The sequence below is a fragment of the Bacillus sp. 2D03 genome, from assembly GCF_003946765.1.
Lineage (GTDB): Bacteria > Bacillota > Bacilli > Bacillales > Bacillaceae_G > Bacillus_A > Bacillus_A cereus.
In genome coordinates this window covers 47618-69341 of record NZ_RPSJ01000014.1, presented here as the reverse complement: position 1 = coordinate 69341, position 21724 = coordinate 47618, and the positions used below count along the sequence as shown (strand labels likewise).

The window sequence follows — 21724 nt, the reverse complement described above, 5'->3', positions numbered from 1 at the left end:
ACGCCAAGGATAATTTATTTTCTCCTTGGCGTTTAAGATATTTCTTTTCGTTAAAACGAAGAAACGCGTTGCTTCGTTTTTGATACAATAATAAATTTGATCCAGAGTAACCCGACAATCATAATGATAAGGCTATGTAAAAATTGACCTGTAGCAATGAGTATAACAATCGAAAATACAATGAGTTGAATGCTTAGAAATATAAAGATTAAGCTAAGAAATTGCTTCATTCTTTCTGCAGTACCAATCGGATATAATGTTGCAATAATATTTCCCGAAAAATATTTCCACAGTGAACGGAGCTGCATAGAAATCATATATAGAACGATGTAAGCGATAGCGCCTTTTACGTATATATTTGGTATAAAATATAATGCGAAGGCACCAATTAATCCTAAGCGAATATATATACCGAAATAATCATTCCCACGTAAAAATGCGAGTGTATGTAAATAGAAGAAAGTTGCTTGTTTTTTATGTAATAAAGGTTCAATCCAATTTGTAAGCCATTTTCTTTTATTTACTTGTTTATTCAGTTGCGGAACATCGGTAAAAATGCTAGCAAATTGATAAAAACGAACGTTCATTTTTTCTTCTTGCTCGATTATGTAATCCCACGGTATTCGTTTTGTAGGCTGTTTTTTCGTGTATAGAAGTAGGAAAGCAAGTAGTAAGAGTAGTCCGCCCAATATGAGAACATTTGCGGAATAAAACAGCATGTAAATGATTAGGGCGTTACAAGTAATACGGATGATCAGCCATATATTTTTTTCATGACTATCGCGCCACATCCAATGTATGTACATGTTCCAAGCTTTCGTAACCATTAAAACGATAAAGATTGTACATAAGAAAGGAACCGTTAATTGCAATGATTGCAGTGCAAGTGGTACGAGAATAAGGAACGTAAATAATAATGGAAAAAGCTGAATGATGTAATTATATAGAAGAGATTTTTTGAAATAAGATGTTAATTTCTCTTCTAGTGCTAGTAAATAGACAGCGTCAGGTTTCTGAATAAATGTACGGATAGGGCATCTCGTTATAATGAACGTAAGTACAATCGTTATAATTATTAAAGATATTCCTTTAGAAGGAGATGCTTTTAGAAACTGAGCATAATAATATGCACCAACGCATGAAATAAAGATAAAGCTATATAGTAAACCGTTAATCATACGTGCAAAGTATGTAATGATATTTTGCATATGTTGTTGGAAGCGACTGCTCCATAGTGATTCAATTGACATGTTTTTCACCTCTTTGTTCTATTATATATGTTTTATAAAAGAAAAAACGAGCAAATTGCGTTATGCAACTTGCCCGTTTTTCTTTTCGTTATTTTTTTTCTGATCACGATTCATTAATGGATAGAAGGCAAAGCCGATTACGAATAAACCAATTCCGAGAAGGAACGTTTTTATATCGGATGCGCCCGTTTTAATAACCCATAGTGCGTAGCAAAGTGCAATCACTGCGACTATACCATCTGTAATTCTTGCCCGCATTTCATTTTTATATGTTTCACCAGTTGCGACTAGTTTTAACTGGAAGATTGGCGAAACGAGATATGGAATGAGGTAGGCTAGTGTTGATACGGTAATAACGAATGTATAAGCTTCCGCAATTGTTCCTGATAATGTTGAGAATAAGAACACTTGCGACATAATGTTTGTTAATCGTAATGAGTAAATTGGACTTCCTTTTTTATTTGTTTTCGTGAAGAAGGAAGGGAAGAAACCTTCTTTTGCTGCTTGATACGGTACTTCTGAGCTTAATAAGATCCAACCTAAGATGGAACCGAACAGGGAAGTAAGAGCAAGTAATGCCATCAGTTTCCCGCCGCCATGACCCATTGCAGCATTTAGTGCATCTGCTAATGGACGTTCAGAAGCTTGTAATTTATCAACGTGAAGTACACCCATTGTTAAAATTGTGATTCCTAAGTAAATCGCAACTGTAATAAGTAATCCCGCAACTGTTGCACGTTTTACCGTTTTTGGAGAAACAGCACGGTTTGATAAAAGAACGGCTGATTCAATTCCGATAAACGCCCAAAGCGTTGTAAGAGCAGCTAAATTTACTTGTGAAAGAAGACCGTGTGATGCACCTGATTTATCAATCATCGGTGTGTACCATTGTCCAAACTTAGAAGCTTCGAATGCAAATAACGTAACGACGATGAATAAAAGGAATCCAGTTACTTTCGTTGTTGTTGCTAAGAAGTTTAGTTTTCCAGCTCCGCTTACACCGTTCGTTAATATAATATGAGTTCCCCAAAGTAAGATGGAACAAATCGTAAATGTAATTAGTTTTCCGACTTCTACGTTAAACGAGCCGATTGAAAATAGTAGTCGCGTATCTTTCATAATTGGGAAGAAGAGTGATAAATATCCCGCAAATGATGTAATGATGGCAACGTTACTTGCCCAGTTTGCAACCCAATATCCCCATACCATACTGAATCCAGCCATTTTTTTCTTTTTTGGTGTTGAGAATAAAGCATATGCATGACTTTGTGGTCCTGTCGTTAAATCAGGACGACGAATTGCTAAATTACCGAAAACAAGAGCTAGCATTAAAACACCAAACCCTGTAGTTAACCAAGCTAAAGTGACACCGAGTGGGCTTGCTGTTTGTGCCAACGTACTTGGCACCATGAAAATACCAGCGCCAACCATGTTACCGACAACGAAAGCTGTTAGTACCCAAAAGCCCCATTTTTTTTGTTGCATAGAAAATACCTCCAAAGTTAGTATAACCAAGTCAAGCGAGGAGATATGTATGTCTTCCTAAGTCAGGAAGAGAAGTCCCAAACAAAACAAAAAAAGCACGTAATTTGCCGCTACATGCTTTCTATCTTATAAGAAACCCACGACATACCTCTCGATAGCTCTCCACAAACGAAACGTTTGTGACAGTTCTGCACTTATTAAATGCAGACCCAGCAAGCGTGCATGGTGGACACGACTTACTTCGGCAAACATTCCTTTCTCATTCCTTCATCAATGCCACTACATCTCCTGAAATGATACTCTTAATGATTGCAACCTCTACCTCACCGAGATACGAATGAGGATTTAAATATTAAATTAACGTCTTTAAGAGTAACAAATGAATTTTTATACGTCAATGGATATAGTAATAATCAGATTATAGAGAAGAGTTTGTGATTAAAAGTGAGTTAGGAGAGGCTGTAACGATTATTAGTTCGGCAGAAGAAACAGCGATAGAGTTAAGTACCATTTTACAGCACAAAGGAATTTTGTCTGACAATCTGAATCCGAAGCATCGCTTTTTTACAACGGGATCTGTTTTATCATTTGAACATATCGCTGAGCGATGGCTAGGGTATCAAATTTCTGTAGAATGTGTACATTTGCCTATGAAAAATGCGTGTATACATAATTAAGATTTAGTAAATTACTTTTTTTAATAAATGAGGTTCGTTTCATAAGAAGGAAAGAATAAGCTTTTAATTGAAGTGTTTAAGGGCAGTTCAATTAAAGGGGAGATTGGATTATGGAATTATTAAGATCTCAATTATTTGCTTTAGAGTATATTTCAAAATATGCAGAGAACGAAAAACGTGGGGCTAAAGCAACGATTAATCATATACTTAAAATGTCTAATATTACAGATGAAATATTTGAAGAAGCTGTCGCTAATTTAAAATCTCATGCAAGGATTGCTTTACACTTTCATCCAGACAGACTAGATTCGAATATGAAAAGTGTTGCTGAAGCACTGTTTGAGCAAGGAGTATATAAAAGTCAGTTTGAAACATTGCTATCTAATGGAAGCGTATCTGCTTATCCTGGTGGTGAACGTGACCTTTGGGAAAAGAGAATATTTGGAGGGGCATATCAATTAGAAGGCGTAACGAATGATCAACGGCCAAAATACGGAGCGCTAAATTTAATGTTACATCCAGATGGGCCGGCTCCGCGTTTTGGTTCATGTTATTTTCTCTTATCTCCAAAAGTTTCTTCGCGCTCTACATATACATATTTAGATTCGCATCAAGATCCGAAAGAAAAGGGGACTTATGAGGAGTTTGATATGATTTTAGCTGCTCTTTTGGAAGAGACATTCGTAAGAGATTTTGCAATTGGTGAAGGGAATTTGACGCCAACAATATTAATTAATCATTTACTAGCTAACCTGAAAAGGCCGTTTATAGATTTAGTAAGCAAAGAGCCAGCCCGTAATCTTAATCATTATATTGAAGCGCAAATTCATGGAGAGATTTCTCTTAAAGAAGACGTGGAGGCGCTTGTTGCAGATCCTTCATTTAAGGGTACGGATGTAGGGAAAGTTTTAGAAGAAATTTGCCTGAAGTATGCTATAGATTTGTATTGGCACATCGGTTTTGTACTTACGGTGGATGAAGTTCCGATGGATTTTAGAGGTTCAAAAATGCCATCTTTGGCAAAACGCATTGCACGAAATAATTGTATCGATGCACATATAATTGGCTCAGCTGTAGTGGATTTGAAAAGGAATCCACTATCCTGGAGTGATCGCGGAACGTATGAAGAGGTGCTTCAGGAATTAAAATTATTATGGCATGTTTTAGTTCGATTTGGAAAACCAAATCGGAAGTAGAACGAAATACTCCGTTTTTTGGAAGTATTTATATAGAAAAGAAGCTGATCTATAAATAGATCAGCTTCTTTTTATAAGATTAAACTAAGTTTAATACAGTTACTTTTTCACGTGTCATAGACTCAAGGCTCTTACGAATACCTTGTGCACCCATACCTGAACCTTTTACACCGATGAATGGGAAGTGATCAGGGCCGCGCTCTGTGCGTCCGTTAATTTGTACAGAACCAGTTTCGATTTTGTTAGCAATTGCAAATGCTTTGTTAATGTCTTTAGTGAAGACACTTGCTTGCAGACCGAACTCTGATTTGTTAGCAATTTCAATTGCTTGTTCATCTGAAGAAACACGAATGATTGGAAGGATTGGGCCGAATGGCTCTTCCCAAGCAACTTTCATCTCTTCTGTTACGTGATCGATTAATGTTGGGTAAATTAAGTTACGCTCACGTTTGTTACCGATAACGATTGTAGCACCTTTTTCTACAGCGTCGTCAACTAAACCTTGAACGAAGTCAGCAGACTTGTCGTCAATTAATGGAACGATTGTGCTATCTTGTTCTGGAGATCCAACTGATAGTTCAGCTACTTGCGCTTTTAATAAGCTAACAAGCTCGTCCGCTACGTTTTCGTGTACAAGTACACGTTTAATAGCTGTACAACGTTGACCAGAGTAAGAGAATGCACCGCTTACGATATGGTTTGCAGCATCTTGTAAATCAGCATCTTCACGAACGATACCAGGGTCTTTACCACCAAGTTCTAATACAAGTGGAATCATTGAAGCTTTTTTCGCTAAATGTTTACCTGTGTTTGTACCACCTGTGAACGATACCATATTGATGCCTTCGTGTTCTACTAAGTAGTCACCAATTACAGAACCGCGTCCTGTCGCTACGTTTACAAGTCCTTTTGGAAGGCCAGCTTTATGAAGTGCTTCAACCATTTTAATACCACTAATTGCACCTTGAGTTGCTGGTTTGAAAATAACAGCGTTACCCATAATTAATGCTGGTGCAAGTTTTGCAGCAGATAAGTTTACTGGGTAGTTAAATGGTGCGATTGCTAATACAACACCAAGTGGTGCGCGTTGGATAATCGCAAGTTTCGATTTTGTACCGCCCGGGAAGCTATCGCCCATCATGCTTTCTCCGTGCATATGTAAAGCTTCTTCGATCGTGTAACGAATGAAGTCAGCTGTACGAACAACTTCTTTCTTCGCATCTTTATATCCTTTACCGACTTCTTTCATAATGATATCGGCAATTTCATCCTGCATATTTACGAGCTCATCAGCCCATTTATATAAGTATTTTGCGCGATCTTGTAGGGAAGCTTCAGCCCATGATTTTTGAGCTTCTTTTGCAGATGCAATTGCTTCATCTACTTCTCCGCGAGTAATTGCTTGTACTTGTCCAATTACTTCGTGTAAGTATGGAGATGGAATTTCGATTGTTTCTTCTGAAGAGCTTTCTCTCCATTCTCCGTTTAAATAAAATTTGTACGTATTGCTAGTTGTCATGATTAGTCCTCCTAAAATAGCAACTTGTAAGAGTGAGTATAAGGTGATTGTAGGGGGTTTGATAACATTTTTCAAATGAAATGTTTGTGAAAACGATTTCTTATTCCTTTTTTATTTTGTATGCCCTTTCTTACAGAACATTCTCTTATTTCAAAATGGTGTATCATATATTTTTATTTGAAGTGTGAAAAAACAATTGACAGAATACTCAATAAAGTTTTAAGATTATAAATGGAAAATAAATGAAGGGGGTGTGCGTAATGATTGTAATCGTAAATGTAATGGGCTTAGCTCTGTTAAATGGCAGAAAACATTCATATCATTACGCAACCCGTACGGATATATAGGGCATCTTTGTCTTATAAAAAGCGTACGTTGCGTATATCGTAACGTACGCTTTTTATGCATTTTTGTGCATATCGTCAAGCGGCGGTATGCTTTTTTTTGTTTATTTTCCATGCTACTATATAAAACTTTGGAAGGTGGAAAAATGTGATGAGATTGTATGGGTTACGAAATGTAAATGTGATGGGTCTGGATAGTGGATAAAGAAATGAGAGGTAAACGAGAACGAGAAGGGAGAGGTTACATTGTTATCAGTATTACTAAAGTTAAAATGGTTTTTTAAAGAGCATTGGAAGAGATATAGTATCGCCATTGGAGCTCTTTTAATTGTGAATATAGTTGAAGTTATTCCCCCGAAAGTGTTAGGGGTTACGATTGATAATATAAAAACAGGAACGTTATCAAACGAAGCTATTATACAGTCTATTCTTATTTTAATAGGGGTTACAATCGTTGGGTATGGTCTTACTTTTGTATGGCAACATCAATTGTTTGGAGGTGCATTTGTACTTGAGAAAACGATGCGCTCTAAATTTATGGGGCATTTACTTAAGATGACGCCGACTTTTTATCAAAAAAATCGTACTGGCGACTTAATGGCGAGGGCAACGAATGATTTAAAAGCAATCGCTATGACAGCTGGTTTTGGTATATTAACGCTTGTGGATTCTAGTTTATATATGCTTACGATTGTCTTTATGATGGGATTTACAATTAGTTGGGAGCTTACATTTGCAGCGCTTATTCCGCTTCCAATTATGGCGTATGCGATGAATATATATGGAAAGAAATTGCATGAAAGATTTACAGTTGCGCAAGATGCGTTTGGTGATATGAACGATAAAGTGCTTGAATCAATCGCTGGCGTACGCGTTATTCGTGCATACGTACAAGAGAATGCAGACGAGGAAAGATTTCATCATTTAGGAGATGACGTCTACGAAAAAAATATGAAGGTAGCAAAGATTGATGCATTATTCCAACCAACTGTGAAAATGCTTGTCGGTCTTAGTTATTTAATCGGCTTAGTGTACGGTGCATACCTTGTGTTCCAGTCAAAGGTGACGCTTGGTGAACTCGTTTCTTTTAACGTGTATTTAGGGATGATGATTTGGCCGATGTTTGCAATTGGTGAATTAATTAATGTTATGCAAAGAGGAAATGCTTCGCTTGACCGTGTGAATGAAACGTTAGCGTATGAGCCAGATGTAAAGAATCCGAAACATCCAAAGCTTGTGCAAGAGCCGGATTATATTCAGTTTGATGACGTTACCTTTTCATATCCTTCATCAACTGAAACAAATTTAAAGAAGGTTTCATTTACATTAAAACAAGGGGAAACGCTTGGGGTTGTCGGGAAAACAGGAAGTGGAAAAACGACGCTTGTCCGTCAGCTTCTTCGTCAATATCCACTTGGAGATGGGGATATTGCAGTTTCTGATGTGACATTAGATAAAATGACGAATGAAAATGTACTCGGCTGGATTGGTTATGTACCGCAGGAGCATATTTTATTCTCAAAAACAGCGCGAGAAAATATTTTATTCGGAAATAGGGAAGCGACTGAAGAAGAACTAGAGAAAGCAATTGAAATTGCTGCGTTTAAAAAGGATTTAGAGTTTTTGCCAGAAGGGTTAGAAACGCTCGTTGGAGAGAAGGGTGTTTCTTTATCAGGAGGGCAAAAACAAAGGATTTCAATTGCGCGAGCTGTTATTCAAAATCCGGAAATATTAATTTTGGATGATTCTTTATCAGCTGTAGATGCTCGTACGGAAGCAGCGATCATTGAAAATATAAGAACGGAAAGAAGCGGAAAGACGACGATTATTACGACGCATCGTTTATCTGCAGTGCAACATGCGGATTGGATTCTCGTTATGGATGAAGGTGCAGTTATAGAAGAAGGTACGCATGCTCAGCTTATCCAAAAGGGAGGCTGGTATGCTGAGCAGTTTGAAAGACAACAAGGTGAAAGTGAAAGTGCGGATAGTGGGGTGAAAATATGAGCGTTTCAAAACGATTGTTTCAATACGCGATGAAAGTGAAAGGGACGATTTTTGCTGCGATGTTAATGTTATTTATTTTCGTCATCGCAGAGCTTGCTGGTCCTTTCGTCGCTAAAACGATGATTGACGATCATATCGTCGGGATAGAGAAACCTTGGTATGAAACAGAACAGAGTGAAGAGGCTGTTTCGTATAATGGCACCTTTTATAAGCGAAGCGATCGCTTCCAGGAAGGTGAGAAAAAAGGAAAAGAAGTACGCGTGATGCAAGTCGGTTTTCAATATTATTTTGTACCGAATAAAGTAAATGCGGAAGGGTCACGTACTGTAAAAGGGGATATGATTACCGTTCAAAATGGTAAGGCGGTGCAAGTGTATAAAGCGAAAGCATTAACAAAGGAAGAAGTGTTTGCATTTTATAAGCCAGAAATAAACCGTCTATTATTACTTGGTGGTGGCTATTTCGCTTTATTAGTAGTCGTGTCATTATTTGCATACGGAAAGCAGTTCTTCTTGCAAAAGGCAGCGAACAAAATTATTCAAATTATGAGGGAAGATGTGTTTTCTCATATTCAAACGTTGCCAATTCGTTACTTTGATCATTTACCGGCGGGGAAAATTGTTTCGCGTGTGACGAATGATACAGAGGCCATTCGTGATTTATATGTAACGGTGCTGGCAACATTCGTTTCTAGTATCATCTATATTATTGGGATATTCGCTGCGTTATTTTTATTAGATGTGAAGCTCGCTTCATTATGTTTATTAATTATCCCAATTTTAATTGTTTGGGCGATTCTTTATAGAAAATACGCGTCTGTATACAATCATAAAATGCGCTCTCGTTTATCTGATATTAACGGAACAGTGAATGAATCCATTCAAGGGATGCCAATTATTCAAGCGTTCCGTCAAGAGCGTGAAACGAAAAAAGAATTTGAAGAATTAAATGGCGATTATTTTAAGTATCAAAATAAAATTTTGAATTTAAATGCAGCAACTTCGCATAACTTAGTAGCCGTATTAAGAAATATCGCTTTCACAGGAGTAATTTGGTATTTCGGCGGTGCGTCATTAAGTGCTACAGGTATTATTTCACTTGGGGTACTGTATGCATTCGTCGATTATTTAACACGATTATTCTCGCCAATTACGAATATGGTGAACCAGCTTGCAAACTTAGAGCAAGCGCGCGTTGCATCAGAACGTGTCTTTGAATTGTTAGAGGAAAAAGGGGAAGCGGTAGAAGAAGAACGTATGCCTCGTTTAAAAGGAAATGTAAAATTTGATAATGTATCATTTTCTTATAATGGAAAAGATGAAGTGTTAAAAAATATTTCTTTTGAAGCGAAACAAGGCGAGACAGTGGCACTTGTCGGTCATACTGGATCAGGAAAAAGTTCTATCATGAATGTACTCTTTCAATTTTATGAGTTTGAAAAAGGAAAGCTTACGATTGATGGTCACGATGTAAAAGAGATGCCGAAACAAGCAACCCGTGAACATATGGGAATCGTACTGCAAGACCCGTTTCTTTTTAGTGGGACGGTCGCTTCCAATGTAAGCTTAGAGAACGAAAAAATTTCAAAAGAGCGCATTGTAAAGGCGTTACGTGATGTTGGTGCTGAAAGATTTGCGAACAATATAAATGAAGAAATTACAGAAAAGGGAAGTACGCTTTCCACTGGAGAACGTCAGCTTATTTCGTTTGCTAGGGCGCTCGCTTTTGATCCGGCTATTTTAATTTTAGATGAAGCAACGTCTAGTATTGATACAGAAACAGAGGCGATGATTCAACAAGCACTAGAAGTTGTAAAAAAAGGAAGAACGACATTTATTATCGCTCACCGCCTTTCAACGATTAAAAGCGCAGATCAAATTATTGTGCTCGATAGAGGAACCATTTTAGAAAAAGGCTCTCATGATGAACTCATGAAAAAGCGCGGGCGTTATTACGATATGTATAAAACGCAAATGGAAGGCAATCAGAGTGCTTAATATGCATGGAGGAGAACTTGTGATTTTCACAAGTTCTTTTTTATTGATGAACATGTCGACTCTTTAGCGAATTACGACAGTTAAATAAGAAGTATTGTTTTACCTTTTTCTCCATAAATGCTATATTAAAAAATGTTACTTATTTTTTGTATGTAGCGTTATTTTTCCCTTTTGTTTGATTATGAAGAAAAAGGATAAACTAAATAAGAACATTTTCATTGAAAAATTGTTCAAGATTGCATACAATCAATATAGTTTTTAAATTCCTATCAGAATACTTGGAGGATTACAATCATGAAGAAATTATTTTCAGTGCTTGCAGTAACTACATTAGCGATCGGGATTGTAGCCGGCTGCGGTAAAGAAGAGAAAAAAGATACAGCTAGTCAAGACGCGTTACAAAAGATTAAACAAAGCGGTGAACTTGTAATTGGTACAGAAGGTACATATCCACCATTTACGTTCCACGATTCAAGCAATAAATTAACTGGATTTGACGTTGAACTATCGGAAGAAGTTGCAAAACGTTTAGGTGTAAAACCTGTATTTAAAGAAACACAATGGGATAGCTTACTTGCTGGCCTAGACGCAAAACGTTTCGATATGGTTGCAAACGAAGTTGGTATTCGTGAAGATCGTCAAAAGAAATACGATTTCTCTAAGCCATACGTTTCATCTTCAGCGGCATTAGTTATTGCAAAAGATAAAGATAAGCCTGCTACATTTGCTGATGTAAAAGGTTTAAAAGGAGCACAATCTTTAACGAGTAACTATGCAGATATTGCTAAGAAAAACGGTGCGGAAATTATTGGTGTAGAAGGATTTAGCCAAGCGGCAGAATTATTAGCTTCAGGACGCGTTGATTTTACAATTAATGATAAGTTATCAGTATTAAATTATTTAGAAACGAAAAAAGATGCAAAAATTAAAATTGTAGATACTGAAAAAGAAGCTTCAGAAAGTGGATTCTTATTCCGTAAAGGTAGCACTAAGCTTGTACAAGAAGTAGATAAAGCGTTAGAAGATATGAAAAAAGACGGTACGTATGACAAAATAACGAAAAAATGGTTCGGTGAAAATGTATCTAAGTAGTGCATTGGTTTCAGATCGATTGTCTACTTGGATAGATATTATGCAGACTTCCTTCATGCCTATGCTGAAGGAAGCTGTTTTTACAACAATTCCATTAACGCTTATTACATTTATTATCGGGATTATACTGGCAACGTTAACAGCGCTCGCACGTATTTCTGGTAGTCGTATTTTACAATGGATTGCTCGTATCTATGTATCTATCATTCGCGGAACGCCACTTCTTGTACAATTATTTATTATTTTCTATGGACTTCCAACTCTTAATATTGAAGTTGAGCCATATACAGCAGCAGTTGTTGGATTTTCATTAAATGTCGGTGCATATGCATCTGAAATTATTCGTGCTTCTATCCTTTCCATTCCGAAAGGGCAGTGGGAAGCAGCTTATACAATTGGGATGACATATCCACAAGCATTAAAACGTGTTATTTTACCACAAGCAACGCGCGTATCAATCCCGCCGCTTTCGAATACATTTATTAGCTTAGTGAAAGATACTTCGTTAGCATCGTTAATTTTAGTAACAGAAATGTTCCGAAAAGCGCAGGAAATTGCGGCGATGAACTACGAGTTTTTAATTGTTTATTTTGAAGCAGGTCTTATTTATTGGGTTATTTGTTTCTTATTATCAATCGTACAACAGATGTTAGAAAAGCGTTCAGAACGCTACACATTAAAATAATCCTTTTACAAAAGGAGTTTTTGTTTTTATGATTTCAATTCAGCACTTACAAAAAAGTTTCGGAGATAATACCGTACTAAAGCATATAGATTTAACAGTTGAGAAGGGCGAGGTTGTTGTTATTATTGGGCCGTCTGGATCTGGTAAAACGACATTCTTACGTTGTCTCAATGTATTAGAAACACCAAACGCTGGTAATATTCGTATCGGTAATAAAGAGCTTAACTTCTCTCAAAAAGTAACGAAGAAAGATATTGTTAATCTTCGTACGCAAACAGGTATGGTATTCCAGCACCATAATTTATTCCCGCATTTAACAGCACTTCAAAATGTAATGGAAGGGCTCGTTACAGTGAAAAAGATGGGGAAAGAAGAAGCGAAGAAAAAAGCAAGCTATTTCCTTGAAAAAGTTGGTTTAGCAGATAAAGTGGATTTATATCCGTTCCAATTATCAGGCGGACAGCAACAGCGCGTTGGAATTGCGCGCGCGCTTGCGATGGAGCCGGAAGTGTTACTATTTGATGAGCCGACGTCAGCGCTTGATCCTGAACTCGTTCAAGAAGTTCTGAAAGTAATGAAAGAACTTGCTAAAGAAGGCATGACGATGGTTATTGTAACGCACGAAATGCGTTTTGCACATCAAATTGCGAACCGTGTTATTTTCATGGATGGTGGTGTCGTTGTCGAACAAGGTACACCAGAAGAAGTATTTACAAATCCAAAAGAAGAACGTACGAAGAAGTTTTTACAAATGTTGCAATAAATTAAGGAAGGTCTCAAGGCATATGCCTTGAGACCTTTTTGCCATATATATTTATTTGTGGAATCCGCCAAGGCTTTGCTCAGCCATTGCAACTAGACGTTTTGTGATTTCTCCACCAACTGAACCGTTAGCGCGAGCCGTAGAATCTGCTCCTAATTGTACACCAAATTCTTGAGCGATTTCGTACTTCATTTGATCGATTGCAGCTGTTGCACCTGGTACTACTAATTGATTTGAAGAATTTTGGTTTGCCATAGGAATATATCCTCCTTAGAGTTATAAAAGTTTTTTTGGTTGGACTAGCTGGAGTTGAACCAGATTATCGCCCCGATTGGCGCTAATCCATCGGTAATTAAGTTTGTACTCATAGTATGGATGTTACCTAGAAAGATATACAAAATAATAATTTGTAAATTTTGTAAAAAAACTTATTGATTTCGTAAATTATGAAATAAGAGTAATCGTTGTATTTTTAAGAAAACAGGCCAAACTAAGGAGGATATTAAATATAATTTTCTCATTGTAGCCTGCTACTTGTAGGCTAATTATTAGCTTCTTATATAGGATTTATTGAAATAAAAATGAAATCGGTAGCAACTTTATAGTTCTATTTTTAAGTAGGGATGGAGTGGGCGCTCCTATGTTTGGATAGGTTGCTCTCTTCACTCTAAAAAAGAGAGGCTTTAAACGATAACGTATGGAGGAATCATGATGGGAATTTGCCCGCTTTGCAACGCATTAGAATCACAAACATATTCTTGTCAAAATTGCCAAAGTATACTCCAAGATTATGGGAAGTCTGTAGATTACATAGACGATTATAGTGCCTATATGGATCAAGAATTATTAAGTGCAGTAGATGGTTTAACGCATAATAATTCAAATGAATATTGCAATCATATTTTTTATTGCGGAGTATGTAACGTGGAAACTGAGGTTGTAGTAAAACTTGTGTAAATAGAAAACTTCCACCTTATTATCTAGGTGGAAGTTTTTGTTTTTGTATTTGTGAGTGAATCATAGGAGAAGGGATATGTTCGGTGTTTGATGAAGCCCCTGATTTTATTTGAGACATTTTTTCTTTTGTATCACGTAAAGAATGTTCAGTTAAGTAGATGGCATATTCGTAAAATAACTGGCGCGTCAGTTCACTTTGTTCTTTTAATTTTTCATCTTGGAATACAGTTCGCCCAGGTTTAGAGTTGGCTTCAAATAACCACGGATTTTCCTTTGTGTCTAAACCGATATCAAAACCGATTTCTCCAATATTTCCGGTTACTTGTTCATCGAGCGCGTAACTTATTTGTAAGGCAGTATGTTTTAATTTATTTTCAATTTGAACTTGTTTCGTTGAATCTGGAAAAAGCTCTTGTAGCAATTTTGTATTACCGCCACTATTTACGTGCGTTGTTAAACTGCCTTTGCCGGCGATTTTGGCGACGATTGCACTAACTATCCAATTACCGAAATGATTTTTATTTGTATGAATGCGGAAATCAACAGGTTGCCCATCGAAGCGAAGTAACGAAATACCTTGCTGTACGATAAACTTTTTTAAATCATGCCCTTTTAGTACATGGTTTAGAAGAGTTTCTAATGATTGATACTTTCTCAGTTTGTTTTCTTCATTTTCGCGATAACGACAGTAGTAGCAATTTTCTGTTTGAGAATAAAATATTTGATGAATATTTCTACCAAAGCTCCCGTGTATTGGTTTCATGTACACTGATTTATATGTGCCAAGAAACCGTTCTACTTGTTCAAAATGCTGAAATGCTTCTGTATTTGGTAATAAGGGTTTAATTGATTCGTCTTTCATAAGAAGTTGATGAACTTCCCATTTATTGAAAAACCCTGGGTTAAACCATGGAATGGAGTAGTCTTGTTCTAATTTTCTTTTTGCCCTGACAATCGGTTTATAATTTTCCGCTTGTCGATTCGGTAGTCGATCGTAAATGACGTTTGGTAAAGGAACCTTTTTCTTTATCCATTGTTTCTCTCGAAAGAAATATCCTTCAATTGTTTCTTCTTCCCAGTGTATATGTTGAACGCCAAAGACGAATACGAACGGTCGTAATGAGAATGGTGGTGTTAACAACTCACTGAGAGCAATTGAACGATTTCCTAAAGGGGTAGAAGAATCATCGTTAAAGCCAGTTGTAAAAATGCCGATTAATGGTCCGAAAATAATTGTTTGGTTTTGTGTGAATGCATGAATAGTAGTTGATTGAGGCAGTAAAAGTTTTTCGGCAATATGCTTTCCGATAATAATTTCGCGAGTAAAGGAATAATGAATTTTTACTTCTTCACTTGCTATATGACGTATGCCGAAGGAGAGGGATGTAATAGGTGGTGTAATAGAAAAAACGTAAGGTAAAGTAATGCTATTTGGATGTTCATCTGAAATATTTAATGTATATATATGTTCTTTCAAAATAGGTTTACCTCCTTTCATTATGGTGTAAAGCGACTGAATTTAAGTGGTCCGTGAAATATCTTTTCAGCTAATGAATCACTATGACGAATGTATTGTTCGTAAGGAGGGATCGTGTTGACATACATAAGCCAGATTGCACCTTTTTGATCCATAATTGTGGAAAGTTCTAGTTCAAATAACGAAGAATAAGACTGATCTAGTGTTTGGAATACTTCATTTATAATGTCGTGTAAAGCGTCGTGCAATAGTTGCACACCTGTACTAGATAGTACGTATTTAATTTTTGAAAATGAATGTAATGAATCATCGTCCGTTGTTGAGGGTAAAAGCTGATTAGGAAATGAGCTTTTTTGTATAAATTGACCGATAACATTCCAAGTTTGTTCTTTGTTTTTTTGCAAAATGGTTCGAATGTGCAGTGGATATGTTAATTGATTTGGTGGTTGTAGCATAGTGTGCGCTATGTAACGTGATGAACGTATGTTAGATTTACACCAAGATATAAATTCGTCTGTGCGTTTGATTGGAATAGAAGTATGGTATTTTTCATTTACTGTATCGATCTGAAACGTTTTATTTTTGTAAGCGACTCGATATAAGTTATCTTTAGAATGTATATTAGTGGGGCGTATAATAATATCTTTAGTTTTTAACAACAGTTTGAAAATGTTTTGTATCGTCGCAATTTCAAATTTTGGTATATAAGGAGACAGTTTTTTATTAGTGAGAAATAAATCATGTAGTTCACTTGAATTAATAAGTGTGTTATTTAAAAAGGTAGTGGAAGGACGATTGTGCAAAGAGTGAATAATTGATTTTGCTTTTTCAAAGTCTGTTTCCTCTTGAAAAGAATAACGATCATATATATAAGAAGGAATAGGGAATGTTTGCTTTTTCCATTTTCCTGTATCTGTATCGTAAATAAGACCAGAAACAAGGTCTGTTTTAGGATCAATACAAAATGGCGTAAACTGGGCAACGACATTATGATAAAGCCGAGCGCGTTTAGCGATTTCGGTGTAATACGTTTGCTCATAATGAAGTTTAGAAGTTAAAAGGCCGAGAACCAACGAAATCACTCCTTTACTACTATTTGCATAATAGGCGAAGCTATATATTGCAAATACGTTTTTATACCATTATACTTTTGTCCGTATGATGATATGCTATAGTTTTGGAGAAGTGAAAGGTTGATTGTAATGAATATATGGTTAAATATGTTAACGACGACAGGACTCGGAGCAATTATTGGAGGATATACGAATCATTTAGCGATAAAAATGTTATTTCGTCCTCATCGTCCTATTTATATCGGAAAGTTTCAAGTTCCATTTACACCAGGGTTAATTCCGAAGCGGCGTGATGAACTTGCTGTTCAATTAGGAAAAATGGTTGTAGAACATTTGTTAACACCAGAAGGAATCGGAAAAAAGCTAACAAATGAAGAGTTTCAAAAAGGTTTAATTCACTGGGCGCAAGTGGAAGTGGATAAAGTAATTACGAATGAACAATCACTGCGATATATGTTAGAAAAATGGAATGTAGCACATGTAGAAGAAGAAGCGACTCGAAAAATCGAACATGTGATTACAGAAAAAATTCATGCATTTTTAGCAGAGTATTATACATATACATGGGAACAGGCTTTACCTCATTCTGTACATGAAAAGATAGAGAATGCGATTCCGAATGCCTCGGCGTTTATTTTAGAGCGAGGAATTAGCTTTTTTGAAAGTGAAGAAGGGAAAGCGCGTCTTTCAAAAATGATTGATGATTTCTTTGCTTCTCGTGGAACGCTACTTAACTTAGTTGGGATGTTTTTAGGAAATGTAAGTGTTGTGGATCGTGTGCAGCCAGAAGTTATTAAGTTTTTAGGGCAAGATGCTACAAAGCAGCTTTTAACTGATGTACTGCAAAAAGAGTGGGAAAAGTTAAAAGGAAGAGATGTAAAAGAATTAGAAGCATTTGTAGAGAAAGAAATGATTGTAAGCTCCGTGCTGTCAGCAGTTAAAGTAGAGGAAACAGTGAGTAAGTTTTTAAATCAATCGGTTCAGCAAGTATGTGAACCAGTTCGAGAAACAATTATTGAAAAAGTGGTTCCAAGTGCAGTAACGAAAGGCTTAAAGTGGGGAACAGAAAACGTAGAGAGTATACTAAATAATCTACACCTTGCGGAAATTGTCCAGCAAGAAGTGTCTACATTCTCAACAGAAAGATTAGAAGACTTAGTTCTGTCTATTACGAAAAACGAATTAAAAATGATTACGTATTTAGGAGCGTTATTAGGCGGAATGATCGGGCTCGTACAAGGATTGTTACTATTGTTTCTTAGATAATAAGGTGAGTACATAGAAATAAAAGTGAAATTTCTTCACATCTCTTGCATAGTTTGATATGGTAAGAAGAGGTGCGTATGTAAATGCACTGAAAAGGCAGTGCGTATGAAAAGCGCTAGCCTCTAAAGGAGGAAAAATAAAATGACAAAGAACATTCATGATGTTGCATATGAATTACAAAAAGCAATCGCTGAAAACGATGACTTCAAAACTTTAAAAGAGAGCTACGCAGCAGTTCAAGCTGACACAGCTTCAAAGAATTTATTCGATGAGTTCCGTACAATGCAACTTAGCCTACAACAAAAAATGATGCAAGGCCAAGAAATCACTGAAGAAGACAACCAACAAGCACAAGAAGTTGTAGCTCGCATTCAACAAGATGCTAAAATTACAAAATTAATGGAAACTGAGCAACGCCTAAACGTTGTAATCGGTGACGTTAACAAAATTATCATGAAGCCACTTGAAGAATTATATAGCGCGCAACAACAAGCGTAATAGTGGAAGACGCTCCTAGGGGAGCGTCTTTTTTGTTTAGGGAATTTAATAGTTATATCACAAAAACTCCGTTTCAAAATAGCCATTTCTTATTGATTATTTTGAAAGGGATATGTAACACATCGGTTAAATTTTTTTATTGCTGTTAATTGAAGTTTTAATATTTTTTTCGTTCAAAAACTTTTCAATCTCTTTTTGTTTCCTCCCATTTATTTTCTCAAGGCGTTTCGTAAAAGAAAAATTCGCCTTGAATAAGTTACCATCTTGGGCGAGTTTGTCTAACTCTTGATCTAGTTCTACTGAAAGTGCTGTAGACGATGAAATAAATTCATATATTTCTTTTGAAAGCTTTTTGTAATCATCAGGGATTGTATTGTTACTAATAAAATTATGGAAGTTTGCATCATTTTGCTTCGCTAACTCTATTAGTTTTTGTAATTTTTCTCGGTCAGATTCAGTGAAATTCTTATCAGAATTTGTTGAAGCGAGAGGAATTATATTTTCAGCTAACTCCCAACTATAATCTATATAATTTTTTATATTTTGTTTCATTTCGTCTTCACTAATAGTTTCATTTTTCTTTGAGGAACTAAATATATTTTCTGGAACTTTAATAGCAACATCTTTGATAGATTGTACATCATTTTTTTCCTTAGGCTGTACACTGTTTGAACAAGCTGATAGAAATAACATTGTAAGTAACATGAATGGGTATAAAATATAATTTTTCATCTTAATCTCCTTTTGCATTAGTGTCGTTGCAAAATAGCTACATTCCATTTCAAATACTTAACTAAAGCTACGTATATATGTTTTATCATTTGATAACATATGACTGATATTAGTAAGCCGATGCAAAAAGCTATGAATACATTGTAAACATCGGAATAACTGATTTGATGAAACCCTTTAAAGAATCCTAACCCTATTAATAATATAGGTGAAATAATTAATAACGGTGTAGCAATTATAAGTGCTAGAAGAAGCGGTAATAGAAAGAGTAATACGAAAAAGGCGATAATGATAAATATAAAGTTTAAAAGACTTAAGCTCATAACAGAAAACAGTGCTTTCATAATGTTTTTTAGGCTGCGCCTATTGTCAGCGTTGCTTATTGCATATGAAACGTTAAGTTCTTTAGCGATAGTTTTAGGGTTTCCTAGCTTTTTAGAAATTTCCTCTTCAGATATTCCATCTTGTTTACCACTAATAAAATGAGTTTCGTACTCCGAGATAATATCCTCCTTTTCTGAATTAGGCATATTCTACAGAGAGGAACTAAGTTGTTCCAAAAATTCATTTTTGTTCATAACAATCACTTTCCTTTATAGAATGATGAATTACAGTTGAGAATCCTATCTTCTTTCTAAACAGCACAATCTATATCTACCTTTTGAAGGGTATATATAAATTGTAAATAGAATTCCAAATAATGGTTATTCCATTATTTACAAATATATCATTCGCTATTGTTCTTTGCAAGGTACTATAAAATTTTTAATAATGTAAATGGGTGGAAATATTTTTGCGCATTTTTAGAAGAGATATAAAAATGTTATTTTAAGATAAACAAAAGGTTGTAAGCGCATTCTTTTAATCTTGTCAAAATAATGTCGAATTCATATTGTTGGAAAAATAATGAATTTGTAATATAATGATAAATGATACTTCACCACATTAATTAACTAGGTGAAATTAAAAATCTTTATTACACAAATTATGAAACAAAGGAATGATTAGTTTGAGTACAGGTGTAAAAGCAAACGACGTGAAGACAAAAACAAAAGGAGCAGATCTTGTTGTTGATTGTTTAATTAAACAAGGTGTTACACATGTTTTCGGTATTCCAGGAGCAAAGATTGACTCTGTATTTGATGTATTGCAAGAAAGAGGACCAGAGTTAATCGTTTGTCGTCATGAACAAAATGCAGCATTTATGGCAGCTGCTATTGGTAGATTAACAGGGAAACCGGGCGTATGTCTTGTAACTTCAGGACCAGGGACATCAAATTTAGCGACAGGTCTTGTTACTGCGAATGCGGAGAGTGATCCCGTTGTTGCTTTAGCTGGTGCAGTACCGCGTACGGATCGATTAAAACGCACGCATCAATCTATGGATAATGCTGCACTATTCGAACCAATCACAAAATATAGCGTAGAAGTAGAGCATCCTGATAATGTGCCAGAAGCACTTAGTAATGCATTTCGAAGTGCGACTTCCACAAATCCGGGAGCTACTTTAGTAAGTCTTCCGCAAGACGTTATGACTGCGGAAACGACTGTAGAGTCTATCGGTGCGCTTTCTAAGCCACAGCTTGGAATCGCTCCCACAAATGATATTACATATGTAGTAGAAAAAATAAAATCAGCGAAATTACCAGTTATTTTACTCGGTATGAGAGCGAGCACAAATGAAGTGACGAAAGCCGTTCGTGAATTAATCGCGGATACAGAACTTCCTGTCGTTGAAACATATCAAGCGGCTGGTGCCATTTCACGTGAGTTAGAAGATCATTTCTTCGGCCGCGTTGGATTATTCCGTAACCAACCAGGTGATATTTTACTAGAAGAAGCAGACCTTGTTATTTCTATCGGTTATGATCCAATCGAGTATGATCCAAAGTTCTGGAATAAACTTGGCGACAGAACGATTATTCATCTTGACGACCATCAAGCAGATATCGACCATGATTACCAACCAGAGCGTGAATTAATTGGTGATATTGCCTTAACGGTAAATAGCATCGCGGAGAAATTACCGAAACTAGTATTAAGTACGAAATCAGAAGCAGTGTTAGAACGATTACGTGCGAAATTATCAGAACAAGCAGAAGTTCCAAATCGTCCTGCAGAAGGTGTTACGCATCCACTTCAAGTGATTCGTACACTTCGTTCTTTAATTAGTGACGATACAACTGTTACATGTGACATCGGTTCCCATTCTATTTGGATGGCGAGATGTTTCCGTTCTTATGAACCACGTAGATTATTATTTAGTAACGGTATGCAAACGTTAGGTGTTGCACTTCCTTGGGCAATCGCAGCTACTTTAGTAGAACCAGGTAAAAAAGTAGTTTCCGTATCAGGTGACGGTGGTTTCTTATTCTCAGCGATGGAGTTAGAAACGGCGGTACGTTTAAATTCTCCAATCGTCCATCTTGTTTGGAGAGACGGCACATATGATATGGTTGCATTCCAACAAATGATGAAATACGGCAGAACATCAGCTACAGAGTTTGGCGATGTTGATCTTGTTAAATATGCGGAAAGTTTCGGGGCGTTAGGTCTTCGTGTTAACACGCCTGATGAATTAGAAGGGGTATTAAAAGAAGCACTAGCAGCAGACGGCCCTGTCATTATTGATATTCCAATCGATTATCGTGACAACATTAAATTAAGCGAAAAATTATTACCAAACCAATTAAACTAATGGAGGCA

Annotated in this window: 18 protein-coding genes, 1 pseudogene and 1 riboswitch; of the genes and pseudogenes, 11 read left to right on the top strand and 8 right to left on the bottom strand. The window is 36.2% G+C overall.

Features of this window, described 5'->3' with window-relative positions; all coding sequences use genetic code 11:
* Positions 1-50 precede the first annotated feature (50 nt).
* Positions 51-1250, bottom strand: a complete 1200-nt coding sequence (locus EBQ15_RS25495; RefSeq protein ID WP_000021400.1) for an ABC transporter permease — start codon at positions 1248-1250, stop codon at positions 51-53.
* A 60-nt stretch (positions 1251-1310) separates the two neighbouring features.
* The gene (locus EBQ15_RS25490) at positions 1311-2735 is read right to left on the bottom strand and encodes an amino acid permease (RefSeq protein WP_001186301.1); all 1425 of its coding nucleotides are present in this window, start codon (positions 2733-2735) and stop codon (positions 1311-1313) included.
* A gap of 147 nt (positions 2736-2882) precedes the next feature.
* A riboswitch (Lysine riboswitch) is annotated at positions 2883-3064 on the bottom strand.
* A gap of 99 nt (positions 3065-3163) precedes the next feature.
* Here EBQ15_RS25490 and EBQ15_RS25485 point away from each other — a divergent pair.
* A pseudogene (locus EBQ15_RS25485) lies at positions 3164-3412 on the top strand (glutamate racemase); the annotation flags it as partial.
* 110 nt (positions 3413-3522) lie between these two features.
* Positions 3523-4608 (top strand): DUF3626 domain-containing protein, encoded by a 1086-nt coding sequence (locus EBQ15_RS25480; protein ID WP_000422023.1) that lies wholly within the window; start codon positions 3523-3525, stop codon positions 4606-4608.
* A gap of 79 nt (positions 4609-4687) precedes the next feature.
* On the opposite strand, the gene gapN is transcribed toward EBQ15_RS25480, so the two are convergent.
* Positions 4688-6127: an NADP-dependent glyceraldehyde-3-phosphate dehydrogenase gene (gene gapN, locus EBQ15_RS25475; RefSeq protein ID WP_000213617.1), complete on the bottom strand. Its 1440-nt coding sequence runs from the start codon at positions 6125-6127 to the stop codon at positions 4688-4690.
* Positions 6128-6717: 590 nt separating this feature from the next.
* Between gapN and EBQ15_RS25460 the strand changes: the two genes are divergently transcribed.
* From EBQ15_RS25460 to EBQ15_RS25435, 5 genes are all read left to right on the top strand, one after another.
* The gene (locus EBQ15_RS25460; protein WP_000953765.1) at positions 6718-8478 is read left to right on the top strand and encodes an ABC transporter ATP-binding protein; all 1761 of its coding nucleotides are present in this window, start codon (positions 6718-6720) and stop codon (positions 8476-8478) included.
* Positions 8475-10475, top strand: a complete 2001-nt coding sequence (locus EBQ15_RS25455; RefSeq protein ID WP_000116657.1) for an ABC transporter ATP-binding protein — start codon at positions 8475-8477, stop codon at positions 10473-10475. Before EBQ15_RS25460 ends, EBQ15_RS25455 begins: the two co-directional genes overlap by 4 nt.
* Before the next feature lie 294 nt (positions 10476-10769).
* Complete coding sequence (locus tag EBQ15_RS25445) at positions 10770-11567, top strand: amino acid ABC transporter substrate-binding protein (protein WP_000732857.1); 798 nt, start codon at positions 10770-10772, stop codon at positions 11565-11567.
* Positions 11554-12252, top strand: a complete 699-nt coding sequence (locus tag EBQ15_RS25440; RefSeq protein WP_000281499.1) for an amino acid ABC transporter permease — start codon at positions 11554-11556, stop codon at positions 12250-12252. The genes EBQ15_RS25445 and EBQ15_RS25440 overlap by 14 nt, the downstream gene beginning before the upstream one ends.
* Positions 12253-12280: 28 nt before the next feature.
* Complete coding sequence (locus EBQ15_RS25435; RefSeq protein ID WP_000623611.1) at positions 12281-13015, top strand: amino acid ABC transporter ATP-binding protein; 735 nt, start codon at positions 12281-12283, stop codon at positions 13013-13015.
* Between the two features lie 51 nt (positions 13016-13066).
* Here the strand turns inward: EBQ15_RS25435 and sasP are convergent, their stop codons facing one another.
* Positions 13067-13270, bottom strand: coding sequence for a small acid-soluble spore protein, SasP family (gene sasP, locus EBQ15_RS25430; protein WP_000013338.1), 204 nt, complete (start codon positions 13268-13270; stop codon positions 13067-13069).
* A 456-nt stretch (positions 13271-13726) separates the two neighbouring features.
* Between sasP and EBQ15_RS25425 the strand changes: the two genes are divergently transcribed.
* Positions 13727-13972, top strand: coding sequence for a hypothetical protein (locus tag EBQ15_RS25425; protein WP_000510474.1), 246 nt, complete (start codon positions 13727-13729; stop codon positions 13970-13972).
* A gap of 19 nt (positions 13973-13991) precedes the next feature.
* Here the strand turns inward: EBQ15_RS25425 and EBQ15_RS25420 are convergent, their stop codons facing one another.
* Positions 13992-15449, bottom strand: a complete 1458-nt coding sequence (locus EBQ15_RS25420) for a YheC/YheD family endospore coat-associated protein (RefSeq protein ID WP_000658104.1) — start codon at positions 15447-15449, stop codon at positions 13992-13994.
* 20 nt (positions 15450-15469) lie between these two features.
* A complete protein-coding gene (locus EBQ15_RS25415; RefSeq protein ID WP_000242811.1) occupies positions 15470-16522 on the bottom strand; it encodes a YheC/YheD family endospore coat-associated protein in 1053 nt (350 codons plus the stop codon).
* Positions 16523-16651: 129 nt separating this feature from the next.
* Between EBQ15_RS25415 and EBQ15_RS25410 the strand changes: the two genes are divergently transcribed.
* Entirely contained in the window at positions 16652-17788 is a 1137-nt protein-coding gene (locus tag EBQ15_RS25410) for a DUF445 domain-containing protein (RefSeq protein WP_001985918.1), read from the top strand.
* Between the two features lie 141 nt (positions 17789-17929).
* The gene (locus EBQ15_RS25405; protein ID WP_000164610.1) at positions 17930-18286 is read left to right on the top strand and encodes a YlbF/YmcA family competence regulator; all 357 of its coding nucleotides are present in this window, start codon (positions 17930-17932) and stop codon (positions 18284-18286) included.
* A gap of 126 nt (positions 18287-18412) precedes the next feature.
* On the opposite strand, the gene EBQ15_RS25400 is transcribed toward EBQ15_RS25405, so the two are convergent.
* Together EBQ15_RS25400 and EBQ15_RS25395 are read right to left on the bottom strand one after the other, a co-directional pair.
* On the bottom strand, positions 18413-19018 hold the full coding sequence (locus EBQ15_RS25400) for an NDxxF motif lipoprotein (RefSeq protein ID WP_000800754.1): 606 nt from the start codon (positions 19016-19018) through the stop codon (positions 18413-18415).
* 17 nt (positions 19019-19035) lie between these two features.
* Positions 19036-19548 (bottom strand): HAAS signaling domain-containing protein, encoded by a 513-nt coding sequence (locus tag EBQ15_RS25395; protein WP_001133827.1) that lies wholly within the window; start codon positions 19546-19548, stop codon positions 19036-19038.
* Positions 19549-20027: 479 nt separating this feature from the next.
* On the opposite strand from EBQ15_RS25395, the gene alsS reads away from it, so the two are divergent.
* Complete coding sequence (alsS, locus tag EBQ15_RS25390; protein ID WP_000103530.1) at positions 20028-21716, top strand: acetolactate synthase AlsS; 1689 nt, start codon at positions 20028-20030, stop codon at positions 21714-21716.
* The last annotated feature ends 8 nt before the right edge of the window (positions 21717-21724 follow it).